The sequence below is a fragment of the Globicatella sp. HMSC072A10 genome, from assembly GCF_001811625.1.
GTDB lineage: Bacteria > Bacillota > Bacilli > Lactobacillales > Aerococcaceae > Globicatella > Globicatella sanguinis.
The window spans coordinates 35847-61117 of the sequence record NZ_KV805822.1 but is presented as its reverse complement, the minus strand read 5'-3'; the positions used below and the strand labels follow the sequence as shown (position 1 = coordinate 61117).

Sequence of the window (25271 nt, the reverse complement as noted above, 5' to 3'; positions counted from 1 at the left end):
CCATTACTCTTCAATGATAATAAACTAACAAATAAATCATTCCTAGCCATTTCTCATCAATCAAAAAACTCCCCACTCATAAAGTGAGGAAGTTCTTGCAATAAAACTATCTTGGTTCCATTTTAATCTCTAAATACAAATCATTAAAATGAATTAAACTTTCTTGTCCTAAATTTGCATAGACTTCTAAATGGCTAATCGTATCATCACTTGGATAAAAAGCTTCATCCGATGTGATCTCTGGATCTAACAAATCAAACGCAGCCTTATTCGGTGTTGAATAACCAATATACTCTGCATTACGCGCCGCAATCTCTGGACGCATTAAAAAGTCAATTAAAGCATGTGCTCCTTCTACATTTTTAGCATTTTTTGGAATCACAATATTATCGAACCAAATATTAGAACCTTCTTCCGGAACGACATAGACAAGGTCTTCATTTTCCTCCATCGCCATCGCCGCTTCACCTGAGAACGTCACACCAATTGGCGCTTCATCTTGCACTAAATGCATTTTAATTTCATCAGCCGCTAAAGCAATCACATTCGGCATTAAAGCTTTCATCTTTGCAGTCGCCACAGTTAACGCCGTCTCATCGGTATCATTTAGTGAAAAACCAAGCGATTGTAACCCAATGCCTAGCACTTCACGAGCCCCATCAATTAATAAAATTTTATTTCTTAAATCATCAGCCCACAAATCATCCCAATGATGAATCTCGCGCCCAACTTTATTAGGATCATAAACTATTCCTAGAGTACCCCAGAAATATGGCACAGAATATTTATTATCCGGATCGAATGATAAATCCATAAAACGACTATCAATATTCTTAATATTAGGCAATAAATCATAATTTAAAGGTTGTAACATATCATTTTCCATTAACTGTTCAATCATATATTCACTTGGCACCAGAATATCATAGGTAGTACCACCTTGTTGAACTTTAGAAAACATCGCTTCATTAGAATCGAAAGTCTCATAAATAATACGATAACCTGTTTCCTCTTCAAATTCAGAAATCAATGCTGGATCAATATAATCTCCCCAGTTATAAAAGACAATGGTATTACCACCCGTCATACCACTACTTGCTTCTAAACGGTGACGAAGGAAAAATAACACGCCAACTGCTAATAATAGGGCTATCACTGCATTAAGTAATTTTTTCATCTACTTCGCCCCTTTCGCTTTACGACGTTTTTGTTCACTCATTTGGATGAAATAATAACCCACCACTAATGCCAACGCTAATAAGAACATCAAGGCACTTAAAGCATTAATCTCTAAACTAATACCTGTACGTGCTCTTGAATACACTTCAACCGATAAGGTACTAAAGCCATTACCCGTTAAGAAGAAAGTCACGGCAAAATCATCTAGTGAATAGGTAAAAGCCATAAAGAATCCGGCAAATATACCACTACTAATACTTGGTAATATAATATGACGAACGGTCTGACCATGAGTAGCACCTAAGTCTTGAGCAGCCGTAAGCATTGAAGGATTCATCTCATATAAACGTGGTAACACCATTAATACCACAATCGGAATATTAAATGCAATATGTGCAATTAATACTGTTCCAAAACCCATTTGCACAGGGATTAAAATAGAGAATAAAATTAAAAAGCTAGCCCCCATCATAACATCAGGTGTTACCATTAACACATTATTCAGATTCAAAATCGTATTACGTTGTTTTTTACTACGATTAAAGTAGATAGCAATCGCACCAAAAGTCCCAATAATAGTAGCAATTAAGGCAGAAAGTATCGCCACAATAAAGGTATTAATAATAAAGGTCATCAATCTTGTATCTTGAAATAATGTCTGATAATGCTCTAAGGTAAAGCCTGTAAAGCCCGTCATATCGCCACCTTCATTAAAAGAATACATAATTAAATAAAAGATTGGCGCATATAAAATAAGAAACATTACGACGATATATAAATTTTGCCATTTAAAACGACGATTACTCACCCAAAGCACCTCCTTGATCACGGCGCTCACGTGTTACATACATTACCAAGACCATTGAAATTAACAAGATAACCCCAATAGCCGAACCCATGCCCCAATTTTGAGTCACTAAGAAATGCTGTTCAACCGCCGTCCCTAGTGTAATAACCCGATTGCCTCCAATTAAACGTGTTAACATGAAAAGTGACAGTGATGGAATAAAGACTGCTTGTACCCCACTACGAATGCCACGCATCGATAAAGGGAATACCACTCGTTTTAAAGTCTCCCACGGTGTCGCTCCTAAGTCATTACTCGCTTCCATTAATGAATTAGGAATTTCATCAATCGAGTTAAAAATCGGTAACATCATAAACGGTAATTCAATATAGGCAGCAACAATTAAAAAGGCCACATTAGTGAATAGTAATTGTTGACGACCAAAACCAAAATTCTGCAACCAATGATTAATCGGTCCCGTTTGACCTAACAAACCAATAAAAGCATACGTTTTAAGTAATAAATTAATCCAAGTCGGCAAAATAATTAACAATAACCACAATTGTTTGTTTTTAGTTTTGGTTAAAAAATATGCCATTGGATACGCCATTAAAAAGGTTACCAAGGTCACTAAAAACGCATAGAAGAAAGAGGACAAAGCCATGCGAATATAGTTACCTGAGGTAAAGAAATTAATATAATTTTGAAAAGTGAAATGGCCGTTAATATCAAAAAATGACTTGAACAGTAACAAAATAATCGGTGCGATGACAAAGAGTAGTATCCATAAATAATATGGAATTGCCAATAAATGATTCTTCTTTTGATTCATTTACTCCCTCCTAATCTTCATATTGTTCTAAACGGGCATCAAATTCTTCTTCTGTTTCATTAAAACGCATAACATGGATTTGATCTGGTTCGAAAAACAAGCCAATAACCGCTCCCGGTTCTACTTTCTTTGTTGTATGAATCATCCATTCATTCCCTGCGTCATCATAGGCAATGACTTCATTAAACATCCCTCTAAATAGCATCGTATCAACATGGGCCACTAACTTTCCTTTTTCAGGAGCTACCACATCAATATCCTCAGGACGAATCACAACTTCAACCGCTTCACCACTTGGAATTCCGGCATCTTCACAGTCAAATTCTTTGCCAACAAACGCAACACGATAGTCTTCAATCATTCGCGCATTAATAATATTACTTTCACCAATAAAATCAGCTACATAACGGTTAATTGGCTCATCATAAATATCTGAAGGTGTGCCTGATTGTACGATTTCACCTTTATCCATTACAAAAATCCAATCAGACATAGCTAAAGCTTCTTCTTGATCATGAGTAACAAAAACAAACGTAATATTCAAACGTTGTTGTAATTCACGTAATTCATACTGCATATCGGTACGTAATTTCAAGTCTAAAGCAGAAAGAGGTTCATCTAATAATAAGACCTCTGGTTCATTGACTAAAGCGCGGGCAATCGCTACCCTTTGTCTTTGTCCTCCCGACATTTCTTGAATGTCACGATTTTCATATCCTTCTAATCGTACCATTTTTAATGCTTCTTTTACTTTCGTTTCAATGGTAGCTTTATCCATTTTTTTCATCGTAAGGCCGAATGCAATATTATCAAATACATTCATATGAGGGAACAAAGCGTAATCTTGAAAAACGGTATTTACTTTACGTTTATTAGCTGGAATCTCAGTGACTTCCTTTCCATCCAAATAAACCTTACCAGTAGTCGCTTCCGCAAAACCAGCAATGATTCGTAAAATCGTGGTCTTCCCACAACCAGAAGGACCTAATAGCGTATAGAACTTTCCTTTTTCGAGTTCCATATCAATTTGCTTCAAAACTTGGGTATCACCATAGGATTTTGTGACATTTTCAAGTATGACTGTATGATTTGTTTGCATTTCAACACTCCTTTATTTCAGCATTCAAAATGAATTATAGCATAATATTTTGCCTAAACAATATCTTTTCACAAAGTTATTTATTTGTTTTTTAAATAACCTGTCTTATGGATTCAACAGAATTTAAAAAGACTATGCCTAGCTTCTTAATAACGCATTTTATGGCCACTCAACCACTGCGCTTTTTATTACCGAGCACTAACTTGACTAAATTTTTCGAGATGATGCTCATCCTCTCTATTGCTTATTTTATATAAAAAATAAGGGAGTGGGCAAGAAGTAGAAAATTAAATAATTTTCGCTTCGTCTGTCCACCCCCGCACAGTTGAGTAGGCCTCGAACAAGTCGAAAGACGAAGTTCGAAGCCACTCAACCACTGCGCTTTTAATAAATAAGCACTAATTTGACTGAATTTTTCAAATTTATGTTCAATCTCGTTTAGACGCATTTTGATGCCACTTCAACCACTGCGCTATTAATTAATGAACAATAATCTTAACTAAATTTATCAAGTTTATGTCCAACCTCTTTTATCCTTTAATCTTTTTCATCTTGACATTCTGGACAAATGCCAAACATCTCCATACTAACACTACTTACTTGATAGCCGGTTGCATCTTCAGCATCTTCAATAAATGGTGTTAAATCACGGTATGGAAAATCTTCCACAAGACCACATCTTTCACAAATGATATGAAAATGTTGATTGCCAATAAAATCATAACGGCTAGTAATTCCCGAGAATTTCATTTCTTTAACATAGCCATGCTCAACTAGGGTACTTAAATTATTGTAAACCGTAGCTAAAGACATGCCCGGATAGTTCGGTAATAAATCATCATAAATCTCTTCTACTGTTGGATGAGAATGACTTTCAACCATATAAGTTAAAATCGCGCGTCGAGGCTCCGTAATACGAACATGTTTTTCTTTTAATTCTGCTAAAATTCGTTCAACGGTCTTACGCGCATCATCACTATGTGTTCTTGATAAATAGCTATGATGATCATTTGCATGATGAGTCATCTTTATGCGCCTCCTATTTTGTCTATTTACCTTATTATAGCATTCTAACCCCTATCTATAAAGCATTTTTACCTACTTGTAATAATTTCGTTAATTTTACGCTTTAGTCATTTGATGCGATACATTGATCATTGATTTTGATTGGATAATCGTTCCAGTGCATTGGACGTTAAACGATAATGTCGATGACATACCTCTTGAATAAAAAGTCGATCATGCGTTACGACAATTAAACACCCTTCAAAATTTTGAAAGATTTGTCGAACCTCTCTTTGTGATAAAGGTGAAAAATTACGTGTTGGTTCATCCACAATCAGTACATTCACTTGATCCAAATCCATCTTCAATAATAATAGCTTAGCTTTTTGGCCCCCTGACAATTCCCCAATCGCATGATGCATTTCATCATAAGTAAAACGAATACTACCTAAAAATGTGGTCACTAAGGTGATTTCATCTTTTTCGTCACTGCGTTTTAAAAATTCAATCGGCGTCTTATCATAAGGCAATACTTGACTATAATCTTGAGACATATAACCGACTCTTAAATCGGTTCGTTTTTTTAAATCTTGATAGATTTTTTTCAACAAAGTCGTTTTACCAATGCCATTAGCACCGATGATACCAATTTTATCTTGTCCTTGAATCACTAATCCTAATTGCGAAATGTTGCACTGCTGATTATTAAAAGATTCATCTTGATAATTAAGAACTATTTTCGAAGCTGATAATGGTTGATAGCAACGGAGTTTAACTAGAATAGCCTCTTCTTTTACAGGTATTTCTTTAAAGAATTCGGTCGACTTGTGTAATCTTTCTTGAGTGGCTAAAACATTTTTCATCTTTTTAGCAATCAACCTGCCTGCTGTTGCATCATGGGTATTGCGAACTTGATGCTCCACCGCTTGATGAATTTGATGTTGTCGTTGCATTTGCTTCTTATGCTCTTCTCTTTGCTTAGTAGCGATTTGCAAATCCTTATCAAATTGTCTTTCTCTATTTTGAATAAAGGTATCATAGTCAAGATTAACCACCGTCGTTTTGGTTACTTTCTTATGATGTTGCGTCTCAAATAGTATCAAACGATTAGCAGTTTGTTTTAATAAGCTTTCATCATGTGAAATGAAAGTAATTGTTTTTTCTGTATTTTTGATAAAATGGGTCAACCATTCAAGCGTTTCAAAATCCAGATCATTAGACGGTTCATCGAGCAAAATAAGTTGTGGCTCTTGTGCTAAAATCTTGATTAATTGAAGTTTTATTTTTTCTCCACCGGATAAACTACCTAACAACTGATGAGAATCAAAGCGCTCGCTATCAAAGCCTAGTTGAGAAGCATATTGATAAAGTAAATTAAAATCTATCTGCTCTAATATACTCATATCAAAAAAATAATCATTGACACTGACATCATTTAAAGATTCAGGCATTGTTTGTGGTAAATAGCCCATTGAAATGGTTTTATTGATTAACTGACCTGTCACTTCTGCATAATCTTCAATTAGTCTCATATCGTAAATAGCCTTTAACAATGTTGACTTACCATTTCCTTCTTCACCAATCAATGCCAACTTATCTCCCGGGTTGATTGTCACCGTTAAATTGTCAATTAATACTCTAAAATCATAGCGATGCGTAATGGTAAATTTATTTAGTTGTAGCATACAAATTCTCCTTTCAATTAACTGTAAATTACCAACTAAAAGACTAAGTAAGAAAAATTTGTACGCAAAAAGACACAATGATCCATCCAATAGTGCCTAAGTGCATACTAATCCCTGTCATTATTACAATCACAGTCTATTAGCTTACTTAGTTACTATTGAATAATCATTGTGTCGATCAACTCCTTAAATTATTACTCATATTATAACATAAAGACCTATCGCAAAGCATTATTTTTTATATAAATCTTGCTTTTTCATTGTTGCTAATATATGCTTGACCACCGCATGCTCATTAGCATCTCCAATTTGATTTTTAGCTGCTTTTTTAGCTATCTCCTTCGCTGAAGATGGTGCATAAGAATGAATAAAATATTCTAACATTTCCACGTCATTAGAATCATTACCATAGACCGCCACTCGATCAGGATGCACATTAATTTTTTTCAATAAGGCTAAAATCCCTTGACGTTTGTTCACATTTTGAGCAGTAATCTCAAAGTGGACTTCATCATTATAAGCATAACTAAAATGATTTTGATTAGCTTCTAAATATTCCACCAATCGTTGATGCTCGTCAGCTGAATTGGTAATACATTCTAATTTTAAAATACTTTTTGTTTTTATAAATTCGTCATCCACACCATAGTGAAACTGTCCTACTAATAGATTTAATAAAGCACGTCCAAAATTTTTCAAAGTTGGAGTGTTTTTAAAACCCTTTAAAAAATGTTTAAAGCGGTTATTCTTTACAAAAGCATGTTGTGCTGTTAAAAATTCAAAACTAATTTCAGGAAACATATCTTGAATTTCAATTATTTTCTTGGGTTCGATGGCACTGGTATCGATTATTTTACCTTTGTTATCAATTACGAGTGCTCCATTCATGGCAATAATATACTGCGTATGCTTTAAAAATCCTAAGCCAAAACGTTGGTGGTGGCGCATATGACGACCAGTCGCAACCGCAAAGCGATAGCCACGTCGATTCGCTTCTTCAATCGCTTGATTAATGGTTTTATCAGCAATATGATATTTATTTAATAAAGTCCCATCTAAATCACTAATAAACATTCTAATCATTTGATAACCCCCTATTGATGCTTGCCTTTCCATTATACAAAATACCTCAGCACTTTACTATATGAAATCAACAAGTTATCTCAATTTCATACTTAAGACTTATATTTTTTTACACGTCGCTTTTCAGACAATCAAACTTAAAAATGAATTACCAAGAATGGGCAAGAAGTAGAAAATCGAACAAAATTTCGCTTCGTTTATTCACCCCGCAAAGTTGAGAGTGGACCAGAAGTAGAAGAGAGAGTGATGCTCGCTTCGTCTGCCTACCCGCTTGTAGCCTAATTAGATTGGTCAGAAGTTTGAAATCGACATAAAATTAATCAGCTACAGACAATAGCGATTGAACTTTCGTTATGACAGTGGCTCAATTTTAACTTGCGAAATGGCTTAATTTTCATTTGCGAAGTGGCTCAATTTTTAATTGCAAAAAGGCTCATTTTTTAATTGCGAAGTGGCTCAATTTTCATTTGCAAAATGGATCAATTTTCATTTGCAAAATGGATCAATTTTAACTTGCGAAGTGGATCATTTTTAATTTGCGAAATGGCTCATTTTAAATTGGCGAAGTGGATCAATTTTTAATTGCGAAATGGCTCAATTTTAATTGGCGAAATACAACAAAAAGACGGTCTCATTACTCTTTAATGGTAGTAAACTCACAAAAAGAAAATGGACCGTTACTTTTTAATGTTGACTCATTGACATTAACTCTTTTGACATCATTGTTTTATAATCTTCGTCAATCTAATATTTTCTTTTACCAAGTCGAACGACTTCTTGACATAATTTTTAGAGCACGATTATAGGTTATCGCTTGTTTTTCATTGCGACTCGCTTGTGGCGCACCATCTAAGCGTGGTTCTTCAAGTTCTGGTATCACCTCAATGTTTCCATTCACATAATCCATCAAACGACTAGCGGTAGACTTAGCACGCATCATCATCCCACCAAAGCGGTGTTCAATAATTTCGAAGCCTTGAGGATTCGCTTCTGCTAACCAAACTCTTCTACGAGCCTCACATAAAGCATCTAAAGCAATCTCTAAAGCTGGAAGATCGTTTTGGGCAATGATTGCCAAAGTCTCTTTATTATCTTGATGATAAGCTTGCCAAATTTTTAATGGTAAATCCCATTTAATCGCTAAAGTTTCGGCTAATTGAGAATAGAAATGATTAATTAAGACATCACCTCTTAATAATGAACTAAATTGACTCGCCAATTCTGTCATTCTTGCCCCATAATCCACTTCCATCGTCTCAATTTGTTCCATAAACATTGGCATTAATAAATCTTGATAGAGGAAATATTTAGACGGTGTCACATCCAAAGCTTTCATTTCATCAAACTCAGGTAATAAATCAATTTCACCTTGCCATAACCATTGACTTAAAGTTAAACCGGTATAATCAATTAACCATTGGTTGAATACCTCTTCGTCATACTCTTGACTATCTAATAAAGCATATAACACTAATCCAAATTCTACTACCTGGAATGGTGCCTCACTCCCATCATCGCCCCATGCCGTCGCCATCACTTTCGCTACTTGTTTTTCTTTACACGCAGATAAAGCAGCGATGGATGTATAAAGGGTCTTCTTATGATGCGGCACATAACCACACCAACGCCAACTTCCTCCTGCAAAGTGTAATTGCTCGGTAATTTGACTACGCGTTTCAATACGATTAATATAATGTTCTTTTGATTCATTATAATAATCCCAATACATTAACTCGATTCCTTCAGGAACCTTAAACTCACTCACATCTTCTAATTGGTTATACCAAGAAAAGAACATATCATCCCAAACCATCGGTTTCCAACCAATCTCTTGACATAATTCAATCATGAACTCTAAATGTTCTTGCATAATTTGTGTTTTTGATTTTAAACCAAATTCGGTTAAATAACTGCCCCGACCTAAGTTATAGGCTTCATCCATTCCTAAATGAATCGTTTGTGTTGTAAAGCAGGCTCTTAATGACGTTAACATTTGACGAATTAAGGTTTTGGTGGATTCCCGTCCAACATTTAAAATATCGTCAATGTCAACATATTGACTGTTTACATGTTCCCATTCAAAAAATTGATTCAAGTGAGCCAGTGTTTGAATACATGGCACCAACTCGATCCCTAATGTGTCCGCATATTGATTTAATTCTTTTAAATCGGCTTGACTATAGCGCCCACGAAAAGCACCAAAATAAGGTTGTTCAGGTATTTCATAAGTATCTTCCATATAAAGCATATACCAAGTGTGGCCCATTAAAGCCATTTTACGTAACAAACGTTTAACCGTCGGCACGTTCGCAACCGCATTACGCGAATTATCTAACATTAACCCGTTTCGCTCAAAATGATAATCAATTGTTAATGGTAATGCTTTACCATGACGCCATTGCCAAATCGCTTGTACCGCATGAGGAATATCTTTGGCTTCAATCACCAATGCTGCTTGTTCTTGATACATTTTTACGGATAATTCATTAATCCAATTAATTTTTAAAACTTGTCCTTGAGGATCCAGTTTTACCTTTAAATCATCTGCTAATAATTTGACGGCTGCTTGTAATGCTGGATCTTGAATGTGTAATTCTATCATGATATCAACTCCCACTTAATTAAATATGTTTGAATCTGATGATTTTTAATACGATAGCGCTTTGCTTCCTCGGTGGCTTCATAAGTTTGTTCTAATAAGTTTACTGGTTGTAGTTCGATATTGTCTAGCGTCAACGGACGAGTATCTGCTAACTCCTCACCCAAATTAACTAAGCGTATCGCTAAGTGCTGTTGGTCACGGCTCATTTTCACTGCTGTGATGACCAAGTGTTTTGGTAATGGTTGGGTGAAAATACTATCTAAAAACGCAAATTCCTTTTCAAATGTCGTTTCATCTTGAACTCGACTTAAAGGGGCATTGGTTAACAATGGAACAAATTGATAGCGTCCCGCAATCAAACTGTCCGTTTCTGCTTCTTCAGAATCCCATAACGTGATGCTTAAATCTGATTGATAATCGTGTAAACATTGGGCTTCAGGTGTTGGGAAATAGCCCCAATCGCCCATTTCACCGGTACAGCGTAAAATCGTAATCGCTAATGTGGTTCCGGAATCATTCGCATTGACTTCATATTCATAGTTCCCTTTAGAAGCAACCGTCAAGCCAAAACGTTGGTGATTATCCTCATTATGAATACTAACCGCATGTCTTGAAACTTGAGGATTACTTGGATTACGCCATTCTGCACTAACTTGATTAGCACGAGCCACGATTTCATAGTGACTGTCTGCTAAATGATGAGAACTAGATTGAGGTAAATGCCAAACCATTCGAATCCGATGATCTTTGACATCATTTTGACCTACAATCTTAACTAGAATACTTTTATCTGTCGGCTTTAAGATATAAATCACTTGAATAGTTTGTTGCTTCATTTCACTTGAACGCCCACTCGTACGATTTGTAATATCGATTACCCGTCTTTGCTCTTCAAATAACTTTTCATCAGCTGAGATTGGCAATGACCATTGATAAGTCACGATTAAACGTTCTTCGAATAATGTGGATTCTTTTTCAACTGAAGTGAGATGATCCTTACTAAAAATCCGCTCTCCTACTGATTCTTTGAAAATATATTCATTTCCACTATCACCCGTGTCTTCTAAAATACATTGACCCGCATAGGTTCTTTGATGACGTTTATCGCGTAATGTTAAGCTGCCATTCGGTTCAACCGTAACCGCTAAATACTCATTTTCAATCGTTGGGTCCTGATTTGCTTGCTGAGATGGTGTTGGTTGCTTCATTTCCTTAGTCGGCAATAAAAATAATTGTTTAACTGACATTGGTGCTAAGTCTTTCATCAAAATTTTTACCTGTGCGTATCTTGCCATATAAGGCACTCTAAAGCGATCTTTTGGTAAATCATAATGATACTCAACACCCAAATCAATGATTTCAGCCTCGTATTCATTTCCTTCGGGATCCATCACTTGCCATTGGCCAAAGTCCCATTGTTCCATCTTTTCAAATGCCTTACTTGGAGACGTTTCGCTAAATTGACATCGTGCCATTTCAACCTTAACCGTCGCTATATCTGATTTTTTAACGGTCGTCGTATTCCAAATTTGAATCGCATAGGCAGAGCCTTCAGGTTTTGACGAAAAATGATAGCCAGACAACTGATTTAACAATTCTGCTTGTAAATAATCTAGTACCGCTTCACATTGATCAAAACGTGCTTCCATCCCATGAATGACTTCGTCCACACTACAAGCACAGATACTATCATGAGGATAATTTTGTAATAAAAGTTTCCAAGCAAAATCAATCTTATCGTAGGGATAAGCACAACCATATTTTTGACCCATGACCGCTAAAGGTTCGATCACTTGTTCTAATCGTTGTGATAACTCATGACTCCGTTGTTTTAAGTGAATGCGATTGGACGCTGTATTGGCTAAGGTATACCAACCATCCGTTTCTTGTGAACGCAATTCACCTTTTACCGTTGATAATGCTGGTAAGCCTACCGCCTTAATTGCTTGATAATATAGAGTAAAATTAGAATGGATAAAATGATATTCAGGGAATAATTCATTCGCCAGTTCGATTGCTTCGCTAATATCCGTTTGCACCGGTTGATGATCACACCCATTCATCATCAATAAATGGTCAGTCGCAGCATACAACTCTGCATCGGCTAATTTTTGTGTCCAAAATTTTTGGGCTGCCTCGGGGGTTGTCGGGATTTCATTGCCATTACTATACCAATTAGCAAACAAGATACCTAAGATTTCGTCTTGATTCGGACTTTGCCAATACATTTCTGAAAAAGTCGATTGAAAATCACCGTCATTAATGACCACATTGTTAAAGCCCGTTGGTTTAACCCCACGACCAAAGGTGGCAAATTCCATTCCCGTCTCTTTTACTATCTGTGGTATTTGACCTGATAAGCCAAATGTATCTGGGAAATAACCTACTTTTTCACCTTCCACGCCCCATTTTTCTAGTTCTTGACTCCCAATCAGCGCATTGCGAACATTCGCTTCTTCACTAATTAAAAAAGCATCTTGTAAAATGTAATACGGTCCAATTCTTAATTTACCGGCATCAATCGCTTGTTGTAAGCGTTGCTTTTTATTTGGACGCACCTCTAAATAGTCATCTAAAGGTAGCGTATGACCATCGACATGAAAATATTTAAACTGGGGATCTGTATCAAATAAATCCAAAACGGTATCCAATAATTCTACCACGCGCATTCGATGTGCTTCAAAAGGCAAATACCATTCACGGTCTAAATGACTATGTGAAATAATATGAACTGTTTTCTTCGACATGATACCCTCCTAAATTTTTACTTGATAATCGTAGTAATCTAATAATAATTCACAAAACATCATATTTGACCAAGAGAACCATTCACGAGTAAAGGCTTTGGGATTATCAACATCGAAAGATTCATGCATACGATTGGTGTCTCCATCTGTGTTAACCAAAATATCTAAAATTTCTTTCTTTTCTGACTTGGTTTGTGCGGTCAAACCTTGAATAGCTAAAGCCATTGGCCAAATGTAATGTTCCCAAGTATGTGAACTTCCGATACCTTCCGCATATTTTCCTTTATAAAAGTACGGATTTTCGGGACTTAAAATGGTTTTGCGTGTATTGAGATATACAGTATCATTATTTTTTAAATAACCTAAATAAGGAATCGATAATAAACTTGGAATATTACCATCATCCATAATTTTATAATTTCCTAACCCATCGACTTCATAGGCATAAATTTCTTCACCTGCTTGATTTTCGACTTTCGCATATTTTTCAATACCCGCTTGAATTTCTTCTTTTAATGAAATCGCTTCAGCCACTAACTCAGTTGGTAGGTCAATGACAGAGGCTAATTTTTCAACATAACCTAATACCACGACCGCAAACATATTAGACGGTACTAAATAATGATATTCACAACGGTCATCACTTGGTCTAAATCCACTCCAAGTCATCCCCGTATAACCGACGGGTGTACCCACACCATTGACTAAAGTATCTTCCTCACGATCTGTGTCACGAATAAAATGATATGGGGAGTATTCATGGTTTTGCTCGGTACGCCAAACTTGTAAAATATCTTTTAATCCTGTGATAAATTCATCATCAAGATGTTCTGTACGACCGGTGTTTAAATAAAGTAAATAAGCTAATTGAATTGGATAACATAAGCTATCCACTTCATATTTGCGCTCCCAAATTAAATCGGTCATCTCTGTATGATCATCCTGGTGTCCTTTACCATTGGCCTCACGGTTAAAGGCATTGGCATAGGGATCATGATGAATATTTCTAAATTGTAAAGTAACCAATCCTTTAATTAATTGATACACTTCTTCATCCATTTTGGCTAATAACATATAAGGTCTTAATTGTGCACTTGAATCGCGTAACCACATTGCTGGGATATCGCCTGTTAAAACAAATGAAGTGCCATCTGGATTACGTTGAATCGTTGTTTCTAAAGTATTTAAAAAACATTCCTCAAACACTTTACCCCATTTTGGGTTTTCACTTTGTGTTTTCTCAATAATCTTCTCCATAAATGATTGAATCGTTGGTGTTATTTGAAATGACATATTAAACCTCCTAAATATATTTAGTCAATTATATTATAAGATAAAAACGCTATCATTATAATAGTTAAAAAGAATATACATACTTTATTATAAAACACCACTAATTTATAGACTGATAATTTACGAACCCGCTATCGTATTCGGTTATACATATCCGTTAATGGAGTTGGTTAAAAATGAACAAAAATAGTGGGCAAGAAGTAGCAAACTAGATAATTTTCGCTGCTTCTGCCCACTCCAAATTAGTAGGTTTCAAATTTGTCTTTAAGACGCCGTTGGATGCTATTCCACCGCTACATTAATAAAATAAACAAAAAGAACCAAGCGTTAGTTTCAATTTTGGACTAGCCTCACTTACTCAATCTATTTCATTCAATCAAAAACAATGATAGCCTTTAAAGTCCGGTCAAGAGGGAGTGGGCAAGAAGTAGAAAATCAAATAATTTTCGCTTCGTTGGCCTACCCCCGCACAGTTGAGTAGGTCTTAAACAAGTCTTTAAGACGCAGGTTGAGACCACTCAACCACTGCGATATTAATTAATGAACAATAATCTTAACTAAATTTATCAAGTTTATGCCCAGCCTCATCAAACGCGGGCCTAGCACCACAGCTTTAAATCATAGTCTCTACAGTAGTTCTTGCTCATTATCCCAGTAATGCTGACGATATTCTTTGGGACTCAAGCCCTCGGCTTGTTTGAACATCCGATAAAAATAGCCTTGATTTTGATAGCCCACTTCATTCCCCACTTCAGCTATCGTTAACTGCGTCTTAATTAACAATTGTTTGGATTTTTCAATCCGTAATTCATTCAAATATTTAGAAAAAGACTGATTTAGCTCTTTTTTAATTAATTGACCCAAATACATGACATTCATATGCAAATGATCAGCTAAATGTTTCAAAGTCAGTTCTGACGCTAAATTGTTATTGATATAGATAATCGCCTCTTGAACGATTGGATGAAGGCGATCATATTCTACTTGTGCTTGATTCACCCTTAATAGTTCAGCCGTTTGCTGAATCACTTGGTGAACCGTTTCAATTTCGGTCAATAAAGGTTTTTCCACCGTTTGATAATTGATAAATGCTTGCATAATTTGTAATACTTCATCACGATTGACTGCTTGATAGGTCAACTCTCTTTCCAATTGGGTTAATAATTCGCCTACTTGAACCAATTGATTTTTATCTAAATGTTGATAAATCGAAGCAATTAAAGATGCAATCGTTTCTTCATTATTCTTCGTAGGCACTTCAAATAAATAGTGGACGAATGATTGTTCCGAATCTTTTTTTATATAAAAATCTAAATTGTCCATGCGTCGTCTAAATGCCTGAAACCAATGATGTAAATTTAGTAAACTTAACGGTTCCATTTGTTTTATCACTCTACCGTGTAATAGCGCATCATCCTGAATTTTAATGACAATGATTGAGTGGTCAAACTTTTGTATGATTAACCAATTGGGTGACTGTTGATAGTGTTTTAACCATTCAGCAAATGGCTGATCGTCATTTGGTGTAATAAAGAAGACTTGGGTCGCTTCATTAACGGCCTCTAATTCAACGTTATCTTGAAGCGGATTTCTTAACCATTCAAATAATTTTTGTTTCTTTAAATTTACCTTTTGTGTTTGTAATTGATAATGAATATCCAAGCGGTGCATTACTTTTTTCAATGCTTGATGCAATTCATCACGATCAATTGGTTTTAATAAATAATCGGAGGCGCCTAATGATATACCACTTTTGACATATTCAAATTTTTCATATCCCGAGATAAAAATAAATTCAATCCGATGATCTTGATTTTTTACTTGTTCGATAAATTCGATGCCGGATAAACGCGGCATGTTGATATCGGTAATAATAATATCAATCGGTAGCTGATTAATCACCGCCAATGCTTCTTCACCATGACTAGCCGTGGCGGCTAATTGAAGGCTAAGTCCTTCCCAATCAATCATCCGTTCCAAGCCCTTTAAAATCATAAATTCATCATCAACCATTAAGACTCGATAGTTTCTTTGATGGGTAGTTTCAACCAAACCGATACACCTCCTCTTGTATTGAGCCTATATTCCATTGTTATTTCCTTACCAAAAGTTTGAGCCAATCGTTGAGCTACTAATCCTATCCCAATGCTAGTCTGGACTGATTGCATTTGATAGGGATTTTTAATATATTGCTTGATCTGCGTATTCAGTAAATCAATTTGCTCCTCGGTCATTCCCTTACCATTATCACTTAATTTGATCTCGAATGTATTCGCCACGCGTTGAATAGTCAAGCTTAAATGATTATCATGTCGACTAAAATCAACACCATGTACCAAATAATTTTCAATCAAGGGTTGTAAAGTAAACTTCGGCAAAATAATCCGGTTCAAACTTTCATCAAGTTCAATATCAAAGGATAATTTTTCTGGATAACGTGCTTGGTATAGTCCGACATATTTCTTGATGAAATAAACTTCTTGATAAATAGTCGCTTCTTTCTCATTGGTGATATTATTTCGGAGTAAAGAAGAGAAATCATAAACAAATTCAGCTAAAGAATCTGCGCCTTCAACATAGGCACTCATCCGAATATATTCTAAAGTATTATATAAAAAGTGCGGGTTTATTTGTGCTTGTAAAGCCTTTAAGACAGCTTCATTATTTTGTAATTGTAAATGAAACATCTCGCGCATACTTGCTTGCTGACCATTTAACATCGCATTGATCGCTTTAGTAATCTGTTCAAGTTCTGCGACTTTATTATTTTCATTAATCCGATAATAAACTTGTCCTTTTTCAATCTTACGGGTTGTAAGGAGAATATCATTTACCTGATCGGCATAACGTCTAATTTGCTTGAAAATAAAAATTAAAATGATTCCGGCAGTAAACATCACAAATAGAAAGATTCCGAGAATAATCCCGATAATCCGTTGCCATAAGATTTTTTTGGGCATTAAATAAATAACATTATGACCGGTAGTGGTCATCTCTTGACTAACGAAATGATCTTGTCGCCACTGATCGATTTTAGCTGTGATATCGGTTAACGCAAGCGTCTCTCCAGGTTTTGAAGCGAAGCTTCCCCGTCCTACTAATTGATTGATAACCGGATCAAAAATTAACAGTTCCCCTTCTTTTTCGGAAAAAATTTCCTTAATTAACTCATCATAAGAATAAGTAAAGTATAATTGGCCTAAATCCTGCAAAGTAAATCGACTTCTTAACGGCATCGATAAATGAATACCTGTTTTAAAATTTAATTGTTCTACTTTACGACCTTTAGGATTTTCCGCTAGTGACTCATAAAAATACTCACTATTAGCTAGACTCATTTGAATCGCTATTAAATGTCGATTGTAATCATATTGACGGAATGTTTCATTTGGTAAAAACTCACCACGAGCGCCATTTAATAAATAATACGTATGGTGGTCAGAATAACTTTCATTGAAGTAACGATTCAATTCTTTTTCCCAGCTATTAGACGAGGTCAAAACTTGAGCAAAACGATTCATACCATTAGTAGCATTATTAAGTGTAAAAGCCATTGTTTTAGCAATACGATCCATCTCCATCACCATGGCATCACGCCTTTGAATATAGATGACCCCTGTGACCAAGGTAGGTAAGGCTAACATTAGGATTAACGTCGTTAAAGTATAATATTTTAAAATCAAATTTAGTTGATTCTCTTTTACCTTCATATTATCTCCAACCTTGTCCATTCTTTATAATAAATTGACGTCATAAAACTAATCCAAATCGCCCATCCCGTTAAAAAGACAATCGCAGGAAATTGTAGACTCACTAACCCTAAAATAAATCCTAATAACAAGGTGCCGATGTTCGCTTTGGGAGACATAAACAATTGCATCCACGACAATTTAGTAATTTGCCAAGCCGCTCCCTCGTAATATTGTCGAAGTTGAGCTTCAGCCAACATCGTTAAGACACATCCGATTAACAGAGCCACTTGCACAAACCATGACATTAAAAAGACAATCCCTTTCAATTGACTGGTCACAAATAATGCCCACAATAACAAAATGATACACAGATTATAGAGCCATGAAATAAGAGCCGTCTGCTTATATTCGATTTTAACCTTGTTCCACCATTGTTTAAAAGTCAATAAAGCAGCATTATTTTTTGCTTCTAAATGCAGACTAATGCCTACGGTTAAAGATGACAATAGACACCCTCCCAATAGAAACCCTAAGACTAGCATTAAATTTAATTTTAAAAAATAGTATATGCGATGAATCGCCTCATTAAAACGTGACTCCATTGTTCATGACTCCTGACTTTATATTTTGTTACGATTAATTGGATATGGTTGCTTTTAAATAGACATTTAGATAAACGTAATAAATGTTTAAGACGCTCTTCTTTAGAGCACTACAGTTTACTGATCAGCATCCATTGAGAATGGCCGTAAAGCGGGTGCTACTTTTTCAATACTTGGGACGGCTCCCAGTGATTGTTCTAATTGAATTCCCTGCATTAACTCTTGATGACTTAAATATTGCGGTAAATAAGGTTTCCCATTTAGCCAACGCTTGGTAACCACTTGTAAATAAGGTGTCTGATAATTTCGTGAAATCAACTCAATCTTTTGACCACTTTCTAAATGAATAGTGACTTCATCCCAAGTCATCATCCCTAAGGTCCATTGACTTGCACCAGGTGTCATTGGATAAATACCAAGACTGCTTAATACATACCAACTGGATAAACTCCCATTATCTTCATCACCAATATAACCATCAAATTCGTCACTAAATAATTGAGTGATTAATTGTTTAATCAGTAAATGAGAAAATTGAGGATATCCTACAAAAATAAATAAGTAAGGCATATGAAAGCTAGGCTGGTTTGATAAAGCTAATTGGCCGAATTGTACACGAGCCATTTCGGTCATTTCATGAATTTCATAACCATAACCATTGACATCATAAATAGGCTCTTGATTAATTAAATGATTGAGATGATTAAAAAATTCTTCATCGCCACCGTGTAAGGCAATTAAATCGGCAATATTATGATAGACAGCCAAACTATTTTGCCAAGCACTTCCTTCAGTATAGTGTTCGCCCCAACGATGAGCGTCGATTGTCTCCAACCACTCGCCACTATCGGTACGTGGTACCATTTGCTTAGCCTTCACATTGAATAAATGACGATAGGAACGGGCACGCACTCGATATTCTTCAGCTAATTCTTTTTTCCCTAAATAAGCTGCCAATTGACTAACACAAAAATCACTATAAGCAAAATCTAATGTCTTATTGACAGATTCATGGTAATTCGTCGATAAATAGCCTAGTGATAAGTACTCTTCAACTCCTTCACGACCTTCGGTAGCATGTTCACCTGCATGATTAGCAGAATCAATCATCGCCTCTAATAATAAAGATGCTGTCTCCTTATCAACTAAACCTTTCGTTACCGCATCGGCAATTACACCATCTACTAAAGTCCCCGGCATTAATCCACGCTCATCAGGCGATAACCATTTAGGTAGATAACGATCTGCTCTCACAACTGACAAAATACCATCGATAAATTCCGGTACTTTAGACGGTATGATTAAGGTATACAAAGGATAATTCGTTCTAAACGTATCCCAATACCCATTATTAGTAAAGAAATGTCCTGCTTCTACCTTACCGGTATATGGCGAGAAATGAACTGTTTTATTAGCCGAATCCACTTCATGTCCCATTTGAGGAAAGGTAGCTGTACGCCATAAGCAATGATAAAATATTTTCACCTGGTCAAAATCACGATGTTTAACCTCAATACGCTCTAAATAATTGAGCCATTTATTAGCTGAATGTTTTTTTCCATCTAAAAATGTTCCTTTAAAAAAATCATCTTGTAGCCGATTGATTTTAGCCTGCTCATAAGAAATGTAAGACGTGGTCAACGACATCTCAATTGTTTCTTGTTCAGCTTCCACCTGAAATAGATACATTACCTGATCATGTTGATTCAAAGTTAATGGAATTTTGACTAGAGGCGTTAAACTAAACTGTGACTTTAGAATTGAATATTGTTGAAATTGATTATATTTTGAACCCGCCAATTGGGCAGTTTCTAGATGAATTGAATGACCATCCGATTGTAAATTAACTGTACTATCAGCATCAAGCGTAATGGTTAATAGATGATAGGGGAAATTGCGAGTGGCTTGTACTTGCCATCTAGCACCACGATCACCAACCGTCCAACATTGTTTTAAGCCATCTCTCAATCTTTTATATGACAAATAATGAGGTTGAAATATTGCTTCATCCGGACGATAACTACTCATTGAAATATTCAGTGCCATGTTTTCAGTCGGATTAGCCAATAATTGACGATACTCTTCCTCTGTTAATCGCAATTGATTAAATAATACCTGGCAAAAATCCCCCATCCATGGACTTGGTTGATGAGTTAACCTAACGCCATATTGAGTATAATCATCAGGATGGAAAAAACGACTTTCATTTAAGCGTGTTTGCATCACAAAATGGTTCATCCCAAAAGGAACCCCTGTATACGGCAATGTATTACCATGCCCAATAGCATGTTGATTACGCGTTCCCATTCTTGTATCAATAAATTGTAAATGATTCATCAAATCACCTCGTAGACTATTATACGCTATTACTAAAGCGCACTCAAAAAAATTTAAAAGAAGAGGCGGCACCAACGTACCTGCCTCTTAGGGGGTTCAATATTAGTTAAATTTAACAATGACTTTATTGAATTTATAAAGTTGATGCCCAGTCTCCAGTGCTGAACGCAACTTTTCGCACTTTTTCAATCCGGCTCAAAGTTGCAGAAATGGCCTCCACTTCGAACATTGCCTTTGAGTGTGTTCCACTCTGCAGGCTATGTTCTCCAGTGTTCCATTTCTGAACGCAACTTTCCGCACTTTATTTTATTCTTTTGTTTTTAGGTATTCGTCGAATTGTTTTTGCATTTCTTCTTGGATTTTATCTAATCCTGCTGCTTTTAATTCTTCATTAAATGTTGGTAAAACATCATCTGGGTTAACGGTACCTGTATGTAAGCTTGAAATGTATTGAGCGACTACTGTTTGAACGTTCGCAATTTCAGTTTTTACATTGTCTGTTACAAAGTTGAATCCTAATAATGGTGATTCTTCAGCATTTTGTAATCCTTCTTCTGATGCTGCGATTTGTTCATCAGTAATTTTTTCATCTTTATATAAGATATCCGCATTACCTGTATTCCATGCTGACATATGGCTTGCACCTTCATTATATGCTGGTAATAATTTAATCGTACCATCTTCATTCATTTCCCAGTTTTCGCCTTCTGGTCCATAAACTAAAGTATTTAAAATTTCTGGATTTGTATTGACTTCGTTTAATACTTTGACTGCTGCTTCTTTATTATCTGAATTTTGTGACACAACAAAGTTAGCCATACGCGCTTGAGCGACTGATTTCAATGGAACTTGTGTATAAGCTTGAATTTGTAATTCTTTGCCTGAAACTGTTTGTAATAAGTAGTTACCATAGTCACGTGGTCCCACAGTCTCACGACGAACTGCCCATGTGTCTGCTTCTAATGGATAACCTTGATCACTTGTTGCTGCATCTGCAGGTAAGTAACCTTTATTATAGAAATCATGCATTACTTTTAAATCAGGAATTAAAGAATCGCCTTCTTCATAAGGGTTAATAATTTTAGTCTTATCGCCTAACATATCAATTCCTAGAGGAACGGTATCGCCTAATACAAAGTCGAAGTCATGACCGACACGCCATCCTTGACCGGCTGCTAATCCCGCAACACCACTTTCGCCTTCTTTAACAGCTTTTAATAATGGTTCCAAATCGGTCATACTTTTTACAGAAGTATAGTCAAAGTCATATTTTTCTAAAAATGTTGGGTTAAATGCCCAATATTGCTCAGCATACACATTACCATTAACAGGGAATGCATATAATTTTCCATTTACTGTACTACCTTTAATATAGGCTTCATCTAACATTTCTAATGATTCTGGAGCATATTCTTCCATCAATTCTGTTAGATCTGCATAAGCACCTTTTTGAGCATTGTCTAAAAAGTTAACCGCAAAAGCAATATCATATTTTTCACCTGCATTGGTCATAACGGTCATTTTTTGATCGTACTCACCCCAACCGATGTATTCCATATCGATTTTAGCATTGACTTTTTCGACTAATTTCTCATTAACGATTTCCAATAGCTTATCTAAATTATCTGGAGCCGTTCCAATTTGATACCATTTAACCGTTGTAGGTTCTTCGGCAAATACATTTGTTACAGGTGATGTTGCTAAAACACTTGATAATGCCAAGGCACCGACAGCCGCTGATTTTACAATTTTTTTGAACATATTTTTCTCTCCTTTAAATCTCTCTTGATTCTCCAACGCCTACCAACTTCATTTCGCTACTCCTTCACCCCTCCAATCGTTAAACCACTAATAAAGTATTTTTGGAAGAATGGATAACTCACCGCAATTGGTAATGTCGCAATTACAACGAGGGCCATTCGAGTTGCTTCCTTAGGAATATTTAGTTGCGATATATTAATACCTAAACCCGCATTATCTAACATATAGTCGATATTACTTTGAATATTCATCAATACATATTGCAGTGGATATAAATTAGTTTTAGTAATATAAAGTAATGCATTGAACCAGTCATTCCAATAACCAATCGCTGCGAACAATCCAATCGTCGCTAACCCTGGTACTGATAATGGCAGGACAATTTGTAAAAAGACTCTCAATTCACTCGCACCATCAATACGAGCTGATTCGATAATAGAATTCGGAACACTCTTCTTGAAAAAGGTACGCATAATAATAATATTAAACGGGCTAAAAGCTGCTGGTAATATTAAGGCCCAAATGGTATTTTTTAATTTTAATAAATTGGTTACCACAATATAACCCGGTACTAACCCCGCCCCAATTAACATTGGGATAATAATTAATACTAAGAAAAATTTCTTAAAAGGTAAATTTGGTCGAGATAGTGCATAAGCATAGGTGCTCGTAAAGGTGACATTAATAATGGTTCCTAAAACGGTCACCAAAACAGAAACCATTAAGGCATTAAGAATTTGACCTGACATCGTGGATAAATAACGATAGCCTTCAATACTCCACTCAGATGGGAATAGTTTATAACCATTTTGAATAATGGAACTTTCACTCGTTAACGATACAATAATAATAAAGATGAATGGAAATACTCCTAAAAATCCTACTATACTCATTAAAATGCTAAAGATAAAATTGGTTTGTTTACCGAAGCGATCCACTTGGACTCTTTCGATTTTTTTCTTCACCATGTGTGTCACTCCTTCATTAAATAACTGCTGATTCTGGATCTATTTTTCTAACAATCATATTCGCTACTGACAGTAAAATAAATCCTACAAATGATTGATAAAGACCGGCTGCCGTTGCCATCGAGATATCACCGGATGCTGTTAAAGCATTATAGATATGAGTATCCAATACGGCTGTAACATTGTATAACAGACCAGAATTTCGTGGTATTTGGTAGAATAAACCGAAGTCAGCTCTAAAGATACCACCTAAAGCTAAGATCGTTAAAACAATCATCATCGGAACAATCTGTGGTATCATCACATGACGAATTTGTTGCCACTTAGTAGCCCCATCCACTTCGGCCGCTTCATAATATGTCTTATCAATACCAACTATTGCTGCAAAATAAATAATCGAACTATAACCGATACCTTTCCAAATACCTAAGAAGATTAGTAAAGGTGGCCAAATACCTGGTGTTACATACCAGTTTTTGGCGACGCCACCTGCTTCTCGAATAAGGTTAGGTATTAATCCTTTGTCCACACTTATAAAGGATGATACAAAGAAACTCACAATTACCCATGATAAGAAATAAGGTAACAGCATCGATGTCTGAATTGTTTTAACTAAAAAACGATTACGCATCTGACTCAAAATAATGGCAAAACTTACCGCAATAATCAATCCTACAAAAATAAAGAACAAATTATATAAGACGGTGTTTCTAGTAATAATATAAGCATTACGTGAACTGAATAAGAACTCAAAGTTTTTGAATCCTACCCATTGACTATTAAAAATACTGGAAAAAAAGCCTCCATCATCTGAGAATTGAAATTTTTTAAATGCTACCACATTACCGAATACAGGAATGTAATAAAAAATAATTAACCAGATAAAACCAGGTAAAGCAAAAAACAATAATGGCCAACTACTCTTCAAGCGTTTCATTTTTTGTTTCCGCATTTTTTGTTTTTCCGTTAGTTCCATTTTTACCCCTCCGTTTTTAACCGCTTACAAGTATATTGTAACGAAAACGCTTAAATTCAGCTATTGACTAAATATAGTTAAATTAGGACAAAATATAGAAAGGTGTTATTTTCTATCAAAAGTGGCTCAGTTTTCAATTAATATAGTGGCTCACTTTTAAGTTAACATATACATATTGTTCAGTCCTTCAGTTGGTAGACAACCTACTATGACCTCTGCTGACTTCTCATGATTCGTTGTTACTAAGATATCCTATCTCTCATGAGACCTCCCCAGGTAAGGTGCTTTAACCATCCTCCCATTTCACCGCTTGATTTATCCCACCATAATCCGTGCAGTATTGGGCTTCACTATGTTGGGCAAGCTTATCCTTATGGTTAGACCTTCTATCAAGTTTCTATTCGTCGGTGCAGGAGTTTGCCTTAGGCTTCCTTCAGATTCCGCCTCACGACGACCTTAATTCTCAGTGCTTATCACTTAAAAATTAAGGATAGGGTACCGACACCCTTGCCTTTAGCTAACAGTTTCTACTGCAAAGCCTTGCTGAAACTGTTTGACTTTAATCATTACAGTTTCACATGCGTTAGAAGCAGCGGACTTGAACCGCCAAGTTAACGCCCATG

Annotated in this window: 17 protein-coding genes; all 17 read right to left on the bottom strand. The window is 35.7% G+C overall.

Annotation, left to right across the window (positions count from 1 at the left end; all coding sequences use genetic code 11):
* Nucleotides 1-106 precede the first annotated feature (106 nt).
* The 17 genes from HMPREF2811_RS10925 to HMPREF2811_RS10840 all read right to left on the bottom strand — a co-directional run bounded on the left by HMPREF2811_RS10925 (nucleotide 107) and on the right by HMPREF2811_RS10840 (nucleotide 24624).
* Entirely contained in the window at nucleotides 107-1177 is a 1071-nt protein-coding gene (locus HMPREF2811_RS10925; protein WP_071409345.1) for an ABC transporter substrate-binding protein, read from the bottom strand.
* Entirely contained in the window at nucleotides 1178-1942 is a 765-nt protein-coding gene (locus HMPREF2811_RS10920) for an ABC transporter permease (RefSeq protein WP_071409348.1), read from the bottom strand. It lies immediately after the preceding gene.
* A gap of 37 nt (nucleotides 1943-1979) precedes the next feature.
* Complete coding sequence (locus tag HMPREF2811_RS10915; RefSeq protein ID WP_071409344.1) at nucleotides 1980-2798, bottom strand: ABC transporter permease; 819 nt, start codon at nucleotides 2796-2798, stop codon at nucleotides 1980-1982.
* A gap of 10 nt (nucleotides 2799-2808) precedes the next feature.
* Nucleotides 2809-3897: an ABC transporter ATP-binding protein gene (locus HMPREF2811_RS10910; protein WP_066126267.1), complete on the bottom strand. Its 1089-nt coding sequence runs from the start codon at nucleotides 3895-3897 to the stop codon at nucleotides 2809-2811.
* Nucleotides 3898-4434: 537 nt separating this feature from the next.
* Nucleotides 4435-4923: a Fur family transcriptional regulator gene (locus HMPREF2811_RS10900; protein WP_084802143.1), complete on the bottom strand. Its 489-nt coding sequence runs from the start codon at nucleotides 4921-4923 to the stop codon at nucleotides 4435-4437.
* A 128-nt stretch (nucleotides 4924-5051) separates the two neighbouring features.
* A complete protein-coding gene (locus HMPREF2811_RS10895) occupies nucleotides 5052-6587 on the bottom strand; it encodes an ATP-binding cassette domain-containing protein (protein WP_071409342.1) in 1536 nt (511 codons plus the stop codon).
* A 231-nt stretch (nucleotides 6588-6818) separates the two neighbouring features.
* On the bottom strand, nucleotides 6819-7670 hold the full coding sequence (locus tag HMPREF2811_RS10890) for an HAD-IIB family hydrolase (RefSeq protein WP_071409341.1): 852 nt from the start codon (nucleotides 7668-7670) through the stop codon (nucleotides 6819-6821).
* A gap of 757 nt (nucleotides 7671-8427) precedes the next feature.
* Nucleotides 8428-10272, bottom strand: a complete 1845-nt coding sequence (locus HMPREF2811_RS10885; RefSeq protein ID WP_071409340.1) for a beta-N-acetylhexosaminidase — start codon at nucleotides 10270-10272, stop codon at nucleotides 8428-8430.
* Nucleotides 10269-13019, bottom strand: a complete 2751-nt coding sequence (locus HMPREF2811_RS10880; RefSeq protein ID WP_071409339.1) for an alpha-mannosidase — start codon at nucleotides 13017-13019, stop codon at nucleotides 10269-10271. The genes HMPREF2811_RS10885 and HMPREF2811_RS10880 overlap by 4 nt, the downstream gene beginning before the upstream one ends.
* A gap of 9 nt (nucleotides 13020-13028) precedes the next feature.
* Nucleotides 13029-14312, bottom strand: coding sequence for a glycoside hydrolase family 125 protein (locus HMPREF2811_RS10875; protein WP_071409338.1), 1284 nt, complete (start codon nucleotides 14310-14312; stop codon nucleotides 13029-13031).
* Between the two features lie 627 nt (nucleotides 14313-14939).
* Entirely contained in the window at nucleotides 14940-16364 is a 1425-nt protein-coding gene (locus HMPREF2811_RS10870; RefSeq protein WP_071409337.1) for a response regulator transcription factor, read from the bottom strand.
* Nucleotides 16325-18022: a sensor histidine kinase gene (locus HMPREF2811_RS10865; RefSeq protein WP_071409336.1), complete on the bottom strand. Its 1698-nt coding sequence runs from the start codon at nucleotides 18020-18022 to the stop codon at nucleotides 16325-16327. The genes HMPREF2811_RS10870 and HMPREF2811_RS10865 overlap by 40 nt, the downstream gene beginning before the upstream one ends.
* Nucleotides 18019-18606: a hypothetical protein gene (locus HMPREF2811_RS10860; RefSeq protein ID WP_071409335.1), complete on the bottom strand. Its 588-nt coding sequence runs from the start codon at nucleotides 18604-18606 to the stop codon at nucleotides 18019-18021. The genes HMPREF2811_RS10865 and HMPREF2811_RS10860 overlap by 4 nt, the downstream gene beginning before the upstream one ends.
* 117 nt (nucleotides 18607-18723) lie before the next feature.
* The gene (locus HMPREF2811_RS10855; RefSeq protein WP_071409334.1) at nucleotides 18724-20943 is read right to left on the bottom strand and encodes a GH92 family glycosyl hydrolase; all 2220 of its coding nucleotides are present in this window, start codon (nucleotides 20941-20943) and stop codon (nucleotides 18724-18726) included.
* Nucleotides 20944-21249: 306 nt separating this feature from the next.
* Nucleotides 21250-22704 carry an ABC transporter substrate-binding protein gene (locus HMPREF2811_RS10850; protein WP_071409333.1) on the bottom strand — a complete coding sequence of 485 codons (1455 nt, stop codon included), beginning with the start codon at nucleotides 22702-22704 and terminating at the stop codon, nucleotides 21250-21252.
* Nucleotides 22705-22760: 56 nt separating this feature from the next.
* Complete coding sequence (locus tag HMPREF2811_RS10845; protein WP_071409332.1) at nucleotides 22761-23672, bottom strand: carbohydrate ABC transporter permease; 912 nt, start codon at nucleotides 23670-23672, stop codon at nucleotides 22761-22763.
* A gap of 16 nt (nucleotides 23673-23688) precedes the next feature.
* Complete coding sequence (locus HMPREF2811_RS10840; RefSeq protein WP_371441411.1) at nucleotides 23689-24624, bottom strand: ABC transporter permease; 936 nt, start codon at nucleotides 24622-24624, stop codon at nucleotides 23689-23691.
* Between the last annotated feature and the right edge of the window lie 647 nt (nucleotides 24625-25271).